The sequence below is a fragment of the Arthrobacter livingstonensis genome (genome assembly GCF_003219815.1).
GTDB classification, from domain to species: domain Bacteria; phylum Actinomycetota; class Actinomycetes; order Actinomycetales; family Micrococcaceae; genus Specibacter; species Specibacter livingstonensis.
In genome coordinates, this window is record NZ_QJVD01000052.1 from 1 (window position 1) to 12,685 (window position 12,685).

The 12,685-nt window shown below is 64.5% G+C and carries 12 protein-coding genes and 2 pseudogenes; 10 read left to right on the plus strand and 4 right to left on the minus strand.

What is annotated here, in order from left to right; all coding sequences use genetic code 11:
- Nucleotides 1-39 precede the first annotated feature (39 nt).
- The 10 genes and pseudogenes from CVV68_RS21985 (at nt 40) to CVV68_RS25025 (ending at nt 10,617) form a co-directional block, all read left to right on the plus strand.
- On the plus strand, nt 40-1,038 hold the full coding sequence (locus tag CVV68_RS21985) for a carbamate kinase (RefSeq protein WP_110503124.1): 999 nt from the start codon (nt 40-42) through the stop codon (nt 1,036-1,038).
- Nucleotides 1,035-3,476 carry a phosphoketolase family protein gene (locus CVV68_RS21990; protein WP_110503125.1) on the plus strand — a complete coding sequence of 814 codons (2,442 nt, stop codon included), beginning with the start codon at nt 1,035-1,037 and terminating at the stop codon, nt 3,474-3,476. The genes CVV68_RS21985 and CVV68_RS21990 overlap by 4 nt, the downstream gene beginning before the upstream one ends.
- Entirely contained in the window at nt 3,473-4,585 is a 1,113-nt protein-coding gene (locus tag CVV68_RS21995; RefSeq protein WP_110503126.1) for a class I fructose-bisphosphate aldolase, read from the plus strand. Before CVV68_RS21990 ends, CVV68_RS21995 begins: the two co-directional genes overlap by 4 nt.
- Nucleotides 4,575-7,325, plus strand: coding sequence for a plasma-membrane proton-efflux P-type ATPase (locus tag CVV68_RS22000; protein ID WP_110503127.1), 2,751 nt, complete (start codon nt 4,575-4,577; stop codon nt 7,323-7,325). Before CVV68_RS21995 ends, CVV68_RS22000 begins: the two co-directional genes overlap by 11 nt.
- A 121-nt stretch (nt 7,326-7,446) precedes the next feature.
- Entirely contained in the window at nt 7,447-8,226 is a 780-nt protein-coding gene (locus CVV68_RS22005; RefSeq protein ID WP_110503128.1) for an HAD family hydrolase, read from the plus strand.
- A complete protein-coding gene (locus CVV68_RS24720) occupies nt 8,223-8,453 on the plus strand; it encodes a hypothetical protein (RefSeq protein ID WP_281268327.1) in 231 nt (76 codons plus the stop codon). The genes CVV68_RS22005 and CVV68_RS24720 overlap by 4 nt, the downstream gene beginning before the upstream one ends.
- Before the next feature lie 37 nt (nt 8,454-8,490).
- Nucleotides 8,491-9,441, plus strand: a complete 951-nt coding sequence (locus tag CVV68_RS24725; RefSeq protein ID WP_306415723.1) for a glycoside hydrolase family 65 protein — start codon at nt 8,491-8,493, stop codon at nt 9,439-9,441.
- A pseudogene (locus tag CVV68_RS24730) lies at nt 9,350-9,616 on the plus strand (hypothetical protein); the annotation flags it as partial. The gene CVV68_RS24725 and the pseudogene CVV68_RS24730, both read left to right, overlap by 92 nt.
- A 113-nt stretch (nt 9,617-9,729) precedes the next feature.
- Nucleotides 9,730-10,233 (plus strand): annotated as a pseudogene (locus CVV68_RS25020) (family 65 glycosyl hydrolase); the annotation flags it as partial.
- Nucleotides 10,225-10,617: a glycosyl hydrolase family 65 domain-containing protein gene (locus CVV68_RS25025; RefSeq protein WP_368773195.1), complete on the plus strand. Its 393-nt coding sequence runs from the start codon at nt 10,225-10,227 to the stop codon at nt 10,615-10,617. The pseudogene CVV68_RS25020 and the gene CVV68_RS25025, both read left to right, overlap by 9 nt.
- Nucleotides 10,618-10,726: 109 nt before the next feature.
- Here CVV68_RS25025 and CVV68_RS22015 read toward each other — a convergent pair whose 3' ends face one another.
- The 4 genes from CVV68_RS22015 to CVV68_RS22020 form a co-directional block, all read right to left on the minus strand.
- Nucleotides 10,727-11,188 carry a universal stress protein gene (locus tag CVV68_RS22015; protein ID WP_110503129.1) on the minus strand — a complete coding sequence of 154 codons (462 nt, stop codon included), beginning with the start codon at nt 11,186-11,188 and terminating at the stop codon, nt 10,727-10,729.
- 314 nt (nt 11,189-11,502) lie between these two features.
- Complete coding sequence (locus CVV68_RS24035; protein WP_211320964.1) at nt 11,503-11,676, minus strand: hypothetical protein; 174 nt, start codon at nt 11,674-11,676, stop codon at nt 11,503-11,505.
- Nucleotides 11,677-11,768: 92 nt separating this feature from the next.
- Nucleotides 11,769-11,906 carry a hypothetical protein gene (locus CVV68_RS24040; RefSeq protein WP_211320965.1) on the minus strand — a complete coding sequence of 46 codons (138 nt, stop codon included), beginning with the start codon at nt 11,904-11,906 and terminating at the stop codon, nt 11,769-11,771.
- Nucleotides 11,903-12,604: an NAD(P)-dependent oxidoreductase gene (locus tag CVV68_RS22020; protein WP_110503130.1), complete on the minus strand. Its 702-nt coding sequence runs from the start codon at nt 12,602-12,604 to the stop codon at nt 11,903-11,905. Before CVV68_RS22020 ends, CVV68_RS24040 begins: the two co-directional genes overlap by 4 nt.
- Nucleotides 12,605-12,685 lie beyond the last annotated feature (81 nt).

Genomic DNA, 12,685 nt, shown 5'->3' on the forward strand with positions numbered 1-12,685 from the left:
CTCAGTTCCCTCGCTTCCATGACCCAAGGGGACCGATAAGTGCGCATCATCGTCGCACTGGGCGGCAACGCCCTGCTTGAACGAAAGGACCGGCCCGACGCCCACGTTGAACGCCGTCATATCCGCGATGCCGCGGCTGCCCTGGCGCCTCTCGCCCGCGAGCACCAACTGATCGTGTGCCACGGCAATGGCCCCCAGATCGGACTGTTGGCCATGGAGAGCGAAGCCGACCGGACACTGACTGAGGCGTATCCGTTGGACGCCCTCGGAGCCCAAACGCAAGGGATGATCGGTTACTGGCTTACCCAGGAGTTGCGCAATGCCGGTGTCACCGGTCCGGTGGTCGCGGTGATCACCCAGACGCTCGTCGACGAAACCGACCCGGGGTTCGCTTCACCCTCGAAATTCATCGGGCGGACCTACACCCGAAGCGAGGCGGAGGACCTGGCCGCGCGCCATGGTTGGCAGGTCCGCGCCGACGGCTCGTCCTGGCGTCGGGTCGTGGCCTCCCCGCGGCCACTGGGAATCGTCGAACAGGACAGCATCTTGCACCTGCTTCACGTCGGCGCACTGGTCGTGTGCGGCGGCGGAGGCGGATCGCCCGTCATCCGGAATCCCGCAGGCCAGCTGCGAGGCGTTGAGGCTGTGGTCGACAAGGACTATACCTCCGCGCGCATCGCACTCGATGTGGGTGCGGACAGGCTGCTCCTGCTCACCGATGTCACGGCAGTCATGCGCGACTTCGGCACCCCGGACGCGCACGCCATTGATCGGATCAGCGTCGACGAACTGACCGAACTGCAGCTTCCGGCGGGGTCGATGGGTCCGAAGGTGGCTGCGGCTGCGTGGTTCACCGCCGCCACGGGGCATCCAGCCGCGATCGGCGCCCTGACTGACGCAGCCGACGTCCTGGACGGAAACACCGGCACCACGATCACCGGCCGCAACATCCGGCCCAAAGGGGCCGCCACCACATCAGGCGCCTCGGCGGCAACGGCCCCACCCGGGTCACCCATAGTTAAAGGAGCAACATCATGACTGAACAGACCACGTCCTCCGAACCGGCGATTCCGGTACCTGCCTTGGCCGGAAATGAGAAGGGCACCGCGCACACCTCAACCTTGGATCCTGAACTACTGTCCCGAATGGATGCCTACTGGCGTGCGGCGAACTATCTGTCGGTCGGGCAGATCTATCTCTACGCCAATCCGCTGCTCAAGCGTTCCCTGGAGTTCACGGACGTGAAGCCGTTGGTCGTCGGTCATTGGGGGACGACACCGGGCCAGAACTTCATCTACGTCCACCTGAACCGGGCGATCGTGAAGTACGACCTGGACATGTTCTATATCGCAGGGCCCGGGCATGGCGGGCCGGCGCTGGTGGCCAACACGTATCTTGAGGGCAGCTATTCGGAGATCTACCCGGACGTGAGCCAGGACGAGGCGGGTTTGAAGAAGCTGTTCATGCAGTTTTCGTTCCCGGGGGGCATTTCCAGCCATGTGGCCCCCACCACCCCGGGCTCGATCCACGAGGGCGGAGAGCTCGGTTATTCACTCAGCCACGCGTTCGGCGCGGTGTTTGACAACCCGGGGCTGGTCGTCGCCTGCGTGATTGGCGATGGCGAGGCCGAGACCGGCCCGCTGGCCACGGCGTGGCATTCCACAAAGTTTCTTAACCCAGTCAGCGACGGGGCGGTCCTGCCGATTCTGCACCTGAACGGATACAAGATCAGCAACCCCACGGTGTTGGCCAGGATCGAGCCTGAGGAACTGGATTCGTTTCTGCGTGGCTGCGGGTGGGACCCGCGCTATGTCGAGGGTGATGATCCAGAGACAATGCACCAACTAATGGCCTCCGTGCTGGACGAGTCCATTGAGGACGTCCGAGCCATCCAGTCCGATGCGCGCGTTGATGGCTGTACGCAAAGGCCCAGGTGGCCGATGATCGTGCTGCGTTCGCCGAAGGGGTGGACGGGCCCGAAAGTGGTGGACGGGCTGCAAATCGAGGGTACATTCCGGGCCCATCAGGTTCCGTTGCTGGTGGACGAGGCCCATCCCGGGCACGTCGAACAGCTCGAGCATTGGATGCGCAGCTACAAACCGGAGGAACTCTTCGATGCCGACGGACGCCTGCTGCCGGAGTTGGCCGCGCTTGCCCCGACGGGGGAACGGCGGATGGGCTCCAATCCCCACACCAATGGCGGACTGGTCCTGCGGGACCTGCAGATGCCCGATTTCCGGACCCACGCGGTTGCCGTGACCGCCCCCGGCGCCGTGGAGGTAGAGGACACTGCCGTGTTGGGGGAGTTTCTGCGCGATGTCATCAAGCTGAATGAAGAACGCCGTAACTTCCGCCTCTTCGGCCCGGACGAAACGCTTTCAAACAAGCTTGGCGCAGTGTTCGAGGTCACCGACCGCCAGTGGGAAGGCCGGACTGTTGAAAACGATGAATTCTTGGCCCCGTCCGGTTTGGTGCTGGACTCGATGCTCTCCGAGCACCAGTCCCAGGGATGGTTGGAAGGCTATCTGCTCACCGGCCGCCATGGCCTGTTCAACTGCTACGAGGCGTTCATCCACATCGTCGACTCGATGTTCAATCAGCACGCCAAATGGCTCAAGATCACCAAGGCCCTGCCCTGGCGACGCGATATTTCCTCGCTGAACTACCTGCTGGCCTCCCACGTCTGGCAGCAGGATCACAATGGTTTCACCCACCAAGATCCCGGCTTCCTTGATCACGTGGTGAATAAGAAGGCCGACATTGTCCGGGTCTATCTCCCGCCGGATGCGAACTGCCTGCTCAGTGTCGCCGACCACTGCCTGCGAAGCCGCCACTACGTCAACGTCATCGTCGCCGGCAAGCGTGCCATGCCGCAGTGGCTTCCCATGGCCGAGGCGGAGATCCACTGCACGAAGGGTATCGGGATCTGGGAGTGGGCGGGCAATGACCGCGGCGCCGAGCCCGACGTCGTCCTGGCCTGCTGTGGGGACACCCCCACCCTGGAGGTGCTGGCCGCGGCCATGATCCTGCGGGAAAACCTGCCCGAGCTAAAGGTCCGGGTCGTCAACGTCGTGGACTTGATGAAGTTGCAATCCGCGAGCGAGCACCCGCATGGCCTCTCCGATTCGGACTACGACACGTTGTTCACCCGCGACAAGCACATCGTGTTCGCGTTCCACGGATACCCGACCCTGATCCACCGCCTGACCTACCGGCGGACCAACCGCAACCTGCACGTGCGCGGCTACATTGAGGAAGGCACCATCACCACCGCTTTCGACATGCGCGTGCAAAACCGGCTCGACCGTTTTCACCTCGTCCAGGACGTCATCGACCGGCTCCCGCAACTCGGCGCCACCGGGGACTACCTCAAACAGAGCATGGCCGACAAGCTCATCGAACACAACCTCTACATCAACCAACACGGCCAGGACCTGCCCGAGATCCGCGACTGGGTGTGGACCCCATGGCAATGACCACCACCCCACCGACCATCACGCCGGGGGCCGTTATCCTGCCCGCTGGCGCCGGGCCTGTCGACACTGCTGTAATCGACTCCGCAGTGGTGGAGGCGGCGCGGGCGTTGCTTGCCGACTCCAAAGGCCTGCTGGCGATCGACGAATCGATCCCCACCTGCAACCGGCGCTTCGCCCGGCTCGGAATACCCCAGACGGTGCAGGCCCGCCGCGCATACCGGGAACTAATCATCACCACCCCCGGCCTCGGAGACAGCATCAGCGGCGTCATCGTCTGCGACGAGACCATCCGACAACACACCGCCGACGGAGTGCCGTTCCCGGACGTCCTGCACAATGCCGGGATCTCCACAGGCATCAAGGTCGACCTCGGCGCAACACCGATGGCAGGCCATCCCGGAGAGAAAGTCACCGAAGGCCTTGACGGATTGCGCGCACGTCTGGACGAGTACCGCCAGATGGGCGCCAGCTTCGCGAAATGGCGGGCCGTGGTCACCATCGGAGCCTCCACCCCCAGCAGGGCCTCCGTACTGGCCAACGCGCACGCGCTGGCGCGCTACGCCGCGCTGTGCCAGGAAGCCGGCCTGGTGCCGATCGTTGAACCGGAAGTGCTGATGACCGGCGAGCACACACTCGCCCGGTGTGGCCAGGTCACTGAAGAGGTGCTTCACGTGGTCTTCAATCAGCTCGCAGAGCAGGCAGTCGTGCTCGAAGGCATGCTCCTGAAACCCAACATGATCCTTCCAGGTCTTGACTGTCCCGTCCAGGACCCCATACAGGTCGTGGCCGATGCCACTCGGACGTGCCTGAGACGTGCCGTGCCCGCCGCGGTCGCCGGGATCGCGTTTCTCTCCGGCGGCCAGTCCGGAGACCTCGCCACAACCCGGCTGACCGCCATCAACAGTCGCACAGATCCACCGCTGCCGTGGCCGGTGGCGTTCTCCTTCGGCCGCGCGATCCAGCAGCCAGCCTTGACGATCTGGGGCGGCCAGGACGCGCATGCGACACGAGCACAGCAGGCCCTCCAGCAACGGGTTGCGGCCAATCGGGATGCCCGCAGGGGCACCGGCACCCATTTTGGGCAGGCGGATGACCACCATGAGTACTGACAGCACCAGGTCGACGCCGGACGGCTCGGCGACGTCTGTCCCTGACCCGAAGCAGGACTTGAAATCGCTGCCCATGGCGGAGGTCCAGAAGCAGCTCGACACCTCACCGGAAGGGCTGAGCGAGGCCGAAGCGGCGAAACGGCTGGTCACGTACGGGCCGAACGAGATCGCCGAGCACAAGACCAACCCGCTGCTGAAGTTCCTGTCCTACTTCTGGGGACCGATCCCGTGGATGATTGAGGTCGCGGTGATCCTCTCCGGCGCGGTCGGGCACTGGCCCGATTTCTTCATCATCTTGGTGCTGCTGCTGGCCAACGCCGTCGTCGGCTACACCGAGGAGCGCCAAGCCGGCAACGCCATCGATGCGCTGAAAGCCAAACTCGCCATGACCGCCCGCGTGCGACGTGACGGCGAATGGGGCACCCCGGCCGCACGAGAACTGGTGCCCGGGGACGTGATCCGTCTGCGCCTCGGTGACATCGTCCCCGCCGACGCCCGCCTACTGGACGGCGACGAGATCGAGGTCGACCAATCCGCCCTCACCGGAGAATCCCTGCCCGCGAGCTGTAAACCTGGGGATCAGGTGTACTCGGGCTCGATCATCCGACGCGGCGAGATCGGCGCACTGGTCTACGCCACCGGCACCCACACCTACTTCGGCAAGACTGCCGAACTGGTCGCCGACGCCCACACCGTCAGCCACTTCCAAAAAGCCGTCCTGAAAATCGGCAACTACCTCATTGTCCTCGCGGCAGTATTCGTCGCGGTGATCGTGCTCGTCTCACTGTTGCGCGGCGACGCAGTCCTGACCACCCTGCAGTTCGCTCTGGTGCTGACCGTCGCGGCGATCCCGGTCGCCATGCCCACGGTGCTGTCGGTGACCATGGCGGTCGGTGCCCGGCTGCTGGCCACGAAGCAGGCCGTCGTCAGCCGGCTGGTCGCGATCGAGGAACTCGCCGGAGTGGACGTGCTGTGCGCGGACAAAACCGGCACGTTGACCCAGAACTCGCTCACCTTGGGCGATCCGTTCTGCATCGACACGGTCACGGCCGCCGACGTCGTCCTGGCCGGGGCACTAGCTTCCCGCGCCGACAACGATGACCCCATCGACCTCGCCGTGCTCGGCGGCCTTTCCAACAAAAACGCCTTACAGCCCTACACGATCAACCACTTCGAGCCCTTCAACCCCGTCGATAAACGCACCGAGGCAACCGTCACCAGCACCGACGGGACGACGTTCAAAGTCAGCAAGGGCGCCCCGCAGGTCATCCTCGCTCTCGCAAGCGACAGTGCAATCACCACACCGGCCGTCGAGGCCGCCGTCAACGACTTCGCCGCCCGCGGCTACAGGTCGCTGGGCGTCGCCCGCGCCGACGACCGGGACCAATGGACGTTCCTGGGCGTGCTCCCGCTCTTCGACCCGCCCCGGCAGGACGCCAAGACCACGATCGCCACCGCCCGGACGATGGGCGTGAGTGTGAAGATGGTTACCGGGGACGCGATCGCGATCGCCAAAGAGACCGCGGCCAAAGTCGGGCTCGGCACCAACATCCTCGACGCCGCCGGCCTAGGCGACGTGAAGAAGCAGGAGGCCCCGGAGGCAGTGCGGTCCATCGAGACCGCCGACGGGTTCGCCCAAGTCTTCCCCGAGCACAAGTACCACATCATCGACGTCCTCCAGCAGCGCGGTCACATCGTCGGCATGACCGGCGACGGCGTCAACGACGCCCCGGCCCTGAAGAAGGCAGACTGCGGGATCGCCGTATCCGGCGCCACCGACGCCGCCCGCGCCGCCGCCGCGATCGTCCTGCTCACTCCCGGGCTGGCGGTGATCATTGACGCGATCAAGGAAAGCCGCAAGATCTTTCAGCGGATGAACTCCTACGCCATGTACCGCATTGCCGAAACACTGCGGGTGCTGCTCTTCGTCACCGGGTCAATCCTCGTCTTTAACTTCTTCCCCGTCACCGCGATCATGATCGTGATGCTGGCCCTGCTCAACGACGGCGCCATTCTGTCCATCGCGTACGACACCGTCCACTACAAGATGAAGCCCGAAGCCTGGAACATGCGTCTGGTGTTGGGTATCGCCACCGTGCTGGGTGTCGTCGGGCCGATCGCCGCGTTCGGGCTGTTCTACCTCGGCGACAAGGTATTTGACCTGGACCGCCCCCAACTGCAAACCATGATGTACCTGATGCTCTCGGTCGCCGGGCACCTCACCATCTTCCTCACCCGCACCCGCGGCCCGTTCTGGTCCATCCGCCCGGCGCGCATCCTCTGGATGGCGGTTCTTGGCACCCAGGCCGTGGCGACCCTCATCGCCGTCTATGGGCTGTTCATGACCCCGCTGGGCTGGGGCTGGGCCGCGTTCGTGTGGGGCTACGCCATCATCTGGGCCCTGGCCAGCGACCGCATCAAACTTCTCGCCTACCGCATCTTCGACCGCACCAAGAAGACCACCAGTCCAGACGACGGGAATCTGACCGAGGACGTGCCGTCACCCAATCAGGACGCCATCCACGGCCCATCCCAGACAACGACGCCGCCGACAACGGCCGCTTTTTACACCGACACCGACCCCGGCGACCCCGTTTTCCACGACAACACCGGTTGCCCCTACGGGCAGGAAATCAAGAACAACCACCATGACCGTCCCGGCACCGACCACCGCCGCCGCTGCACCTGGTGTACCGAACACGATCGAGCCACCCTGCCCAAGACTGGTGGATTGACATGACGGGTCGACATGCGTTGTTCGAGACATGGAAGAACCAGTTGAGCCCGCAGCAGTCCCTTTTGCCCGCCGGCGCGGCCGTGGCGGTCGGCGCAACGACGGACCTACCGGACGCCGGAAAGGCATGACACCGGCCGTGGAGAGTCCGGTGGCGGCAGCGTTAGTGGGCTTGCCGGTGGCGACGATTGTGTGCCTGTTCGATCTGGATGGTGTGCTGACCGCGACGGCAACGGTTCACGCCGCGGCATGGCAGGAGATGTTTGACAGCTACCTGAAATCCAGGGCACAGCGGCTCGGGACGCCCTTCGTGGCCTTTGACCCGGCCACGGACTATGACACTTATGTCGATGGCAAGTCCCGGCCGATGGGACCGCCTCCTTTCTGGCCTCGCGGGGGGATCGAGCTGCCCGTCGGCGGCCCGGATGACCTGTCCGGAGCAGAGACGATCACTGCCCTGGGTGAGACCAAGAACGAGATTCCGCTCCGCCGGATCCGCCACGACGGTGTGCAGGCGTATGCGGGGTCGGTGCGTTACGTGCGTGCGGTACGTATGGTCGGGCTGCGCACCGCGGTGGTGTCGTCCAGCGCCAACTGCGCCCAGATACTCGCCGCCGCCGGCATCGCTGAAATGTTTGAGATCCACATCGATGGTCTGAGCCTGCGGGCCGAGGGGATGGCGGGCAAACCCGAACCGGATAGCTATCTGGCCGCTGCCCGGGCGCTGGGCGTCGCGCCCGGGCCGGCGGCGGTGTTCGAGGATGCCATCGCCGGTGTGCAGGCCGGGCGAGCCGGCAGGTTCGGGTACGTAGTGGGTGTGGACCGGGTCGGACAGTCCCCCGCGTTGCGCGCTGCGGGCGCCGACATTGTCGTGACCGACCCGGCAGAACTGTTGGAGCGGAGATGATTAGCCACCCGGCCTATGCGGGCGAGCCATGGTGCCTGTGTGAGACCAGTCTTGACCGCGACGTGCTGGCACAGAGCGAGTCGCTGTTCGCGTTTTCCAACGGGCATCTCGGCTGGCGCGGGAACCTGGACGAAGGCGAACCGCACGGGCTGCCCGGCTCATACCTGAACGGGGGTGTATGGGTCACGGCCCATGCCCTAGGCCGAGGCCGGCTACGGCTACCCTGAAGCCGGGCAAACCGTCATCAACGTCACCAACGGCAAGCTGATCCGCCTGCTCGTCGATGATCAGCCCTTCGACATCCGCTACGGACAACTGCTTGCCCACGAACGGGTCCTGGATTTCCGGTCCGGACTGCTAACACGTGAGGTGCGGTGGGTGTCTCAAGGAGGACATGGTGTCCGGGTTCACTCGCAGCGACTGGTCTCGCTAGTGCAACGGGCGGTGGCCGCGATCCACTACGAAGTCGAAGCCCTCGACCACGAGGTGCGAATCGTTCGGCAGTCCGAGTTGGTCGCCAACGAGGCATTGCCACCTAACGGAGGGGACCCGCGGGAGGCCGCCTGGCTGCTGGCACCGCTGGTGGCTGAGCAGCACGCCTGCGAGGGCACGGATGGATCACTGCTGCATCACACTGCGCTCAGCGGACTGCGGGTGGGTGCGGGAAAGGCGCACGACATCCACGGCCCAGCCCCGGAGGACCAGGAACCGATGAACGGGGGTCCAAGTTCGGTACAGGTTCTGGCAGAGAGCACCCCCGATCAGGCACGGGTGACGTTCACAGCGACCCTGCAGCCAGGACAGCGGCTGCGGCTCATCAAGCTCGTCGCCTACGGCTGGTCAGCGGTCCGCTCGCAACCGGCAGCCGCCGATCAGGTCGCCGCGGCCCTCACCGCCGCCAGGCAGAGCGGATGGGACGGTTTGGTGGTCGGGCAGCGCGCCTATCTGGATGAATTATGGGCCCGCGCCGACGTTGAACTCGACGGTGACGTCCGCGTCCAGCAAGCGGTACGGTTCGCGTTATTTCACCTGTTGCAGGCTGGCGCGAGGGCCGAGGGGCGGGGCGATCCCCGGCAAGGGCCTGACCGGCCCCGGCTACGACGGGCACGCATTCTGGGACACCGAGCCTTCGTACTGCAGATGCTCACCTACACCACACCACAGGCCGCGCGATGCGCTGCGGTGGCGGCATTCGATCCTGCCCCAGGCATGTGAGCGGGCGGTCCAGCTAGGGTTGGCTGGGGCGGTGTTCCCGTGGCGCACGATCGCCGGACATGAATGTTCCGGGTACTGGCCGGCCGGGACAGCGGCCTTCCACATCGGTGCCGACATCGCCGACGCAGTGGTCCGCTACCTCCACCTCACCGGCGATGCGACATTCGAGCGCGATATTGGGCTGGAGCTGCTGGTACAGACAGCGCGGCTGTGGTCCTCGCTGGGGGCACTACGACACACTGCGGCTTCCGTATCGACGGGATTACCGGCCCGGACGAGTATTCGGCAGTGGCCGACAATAACGTCTACACCAACCTCATGGCGCAGCACAATCTCCCCTGCGCAGCCGACGCAGCCAAGCGGCATCCCGACCGGGCGCGCCTCCTTGGCATCGACGCGGAGAAAATCGCGGCATGGCGTGCCGCGGTGCGGTCCATGGCCACCTGCTAGGACCACGAGCTGGGGGTCCATCCCCAGTCCGAAGGATTCACCAGCCACGCCATCTGGGACTTCGCCGCCACAACCGAGGAGCAGTACCCACTGCTATTGCACGTGCCCTATTTTGACCTTTACCGCAAACAAGTCGTCAAACAGGCTGGTTTGGTGCTGGCGATGCACCTGCGCGGTGAGGCGTTCACCCCCGCGCAGAAAGCCCGTAACTTCTCCTACTACGAAGCCCTCACTGTGCGCGATTCCTCCCTGTCGGCTTGCACCCAGGCCGTGTTGGCAGCCGAGACCTTCCACCTCGAACTGGCCTATGACTACCTGACAGAAGCCGCCCTGATGGACCTGGAGGACCTCGAACACAACACCCGCGACGGCCTGCACGCAGCGTCGCTGGCCGGGACCTGGATCGCGCTCGTCCCCGGGCTGGCCGGTCTGCGTGACCACGACGGGACCCTCGCCTTCGCTCCCCGACTCCCCGCCGGCATCACCCGACTGGCCATCACCCTTAGCGTGCGTGGGCGGCGGCTGAGAGTGGAGATCACCCCGGGTACGACGAGCTACCGCCTACTCGACGGCGGACCCCTGCGGCTGCTGCACGACGGAACCCCTTTCACCGTGACCTGCACGCATCCGGTCATACGGCCCACCACTGCGACTCCAGAACCCACCGGCGGGGCACCGACCCAGCCGCGTGGTCGGGCTCCGGCCCACCGGCGACCCCGCCCATGAACTTCGGGACCACCGGCAACGGCCGTCGCCGGTGACTCGAGCGTAGCCATTTCCAGAATCTTGCTGGACGACTATCAGAAGACAACTTCCGGAGAAGTGGCTTGTTGGCTCAGGAAGACTTGGACCGTGTAACCAGGACGGAACAAAGCGCATGGTGGACGATCTGGCTGGAGACCGAGCCGAGATTGAGACCAGAAAATCCGCCATGCCCTCGGGAACCGACGACGATGAGATCCGCGTCCTGGGCAGCGGCAAGGATCGCAGCCGCCGGCGAATGATTTTCAACCACTTCCCCCGTGATGACAACCCCCTTGGCGGCACCCGATTTCAGCGCCTCGGCCATGAGCCTCTCCGCTATTTGTCGCGGGGAATCTTCGGGCACGGCGATGCCACCCATCGCCGTTTCCATCACGGCCGGATACCACGACAAAGGAGCATTGCTCCATGCCGTGACCAGATGAAACCGGCCGTTGCGCTGGCGGGCCTCATCCCCTGCCCAATTCAGTGCTGCCTGGGAATGCTCGGAGCCATCAAAACCAACCACTATCACGAACGGGCTGCCACTGGTCATTAGTTTTCCCTTTCAAAGGTATCTATCAGCATCCTAGACCCAGGAACCCCCATGATTCGGTGTTAGCGCTACGGCCCCGCACCGAAAAAGGGGCTCGGAAAGCTACGCCTAAATGGTTCCATGGCGATGGCAGTCGGCGGGATCTTCAGCATCCTTGCCAAGATCGTCGAATTCTAAGTGGACCGGATCCGATCCATCATCGGTCTCCACCTTGGACGCTATGAGATTGCAGGTCGCCATAGCGGCGGAGGATCCGGGTTGCGAGTTGACGGACTTGGTGATGGTGGTGAGTTCGTGCGGGGCTCTATTCCCGCCTATTCGGACGTAGTGGTGTCATCGCGGTACTCGCGTGCAATCTTGCCGACGTCGTCGAGGAAACCGGCAATGGTAAGTTGCGTCTCATCGGTCAGTCTTTGCATTCGGGCCTGCAGTGCTTGATTGACGGCGACGAAACAGTCATCAAGCTCCTGGACGGCTGGGGCCGTCATGCAGAAGTGTGTCGAACGTGAATCGGCGGGGGTGCAGGTTCGATTCCTGTGGTGTCGACGAGTTCCTTGGGCGTGCTGGGACCTTGTGAGTCCTACACGTCGAGGATGCCGAGGGCGCCTGGGTTCAGGCGGAATGCTTTAGCGATCTTCTCGGTGAGTATCTCGAACTCGATCCGCAGACTCAGTAGCGCCCTGAACAGTGCAGCGGCGGGCGTCGGCTGTGGCGTCATCGGCGCGTGGTAGTCCGCGAGACTGCTTGACGGACGTGCTCGGTGGTGTCGATCTCCCCGACCATGGCGGCGGCGAGGTCGACCCGGGAGGTGTACCGCTGCGTTGGATCGTTCAGGTTTAGCCGGCACTGGGATACGGACTCCGTATTGAAGAGGTGCCCGGGCCGCATGATCGTCCAGGCGATGTCATCGCTTGATCGCACCAGTTCCTCCAGGCGACGCATGTCCGCGTACAAGGTCTTGCCGAGCACGTTGAGGAGGAACGATAATACAATTCGGGCGGCAATGAACCCGCAACCGGCAGGCGGTGGATAAGTCAGTCCCGAACTGACCACGACAAACCGCTTCCCGTGGCCCGCCTCGCGCAGGGCGTTGATGATCGCGTGGGTGCCTGTCGAGTACACAGTGATCGGGTGCCGCGTGTACGACGGCGCACCGAGCACTGAGAGCACCGCGTCCGCGCCAGCGACTGCTTCCGCAACCCCGTCGCCGGTCACCACGTCTGCGTGAACGGCGCGTAAGGAATCGGAGGCGGCAAGCGACAGCTCATTGCCCTGACGCCTCACGGCGCGGACCGTGTGCCCGGCCGCCACAGAAAGGCGGCATGCCTCCAAGCCTGTCGCACCTGTCGCCCCGAATACGGCTACTTCCATCACGCCTCCGGCCACGGTTAAAAGTCTCCACAAAACCGATGCCATCGGAGTGGTGCGGACGGCTCAAGTATGCCAGCCATGACGGTTGGTGACTTTTGGCCCTGTCAGGCCGGGTCGGCCAACCGT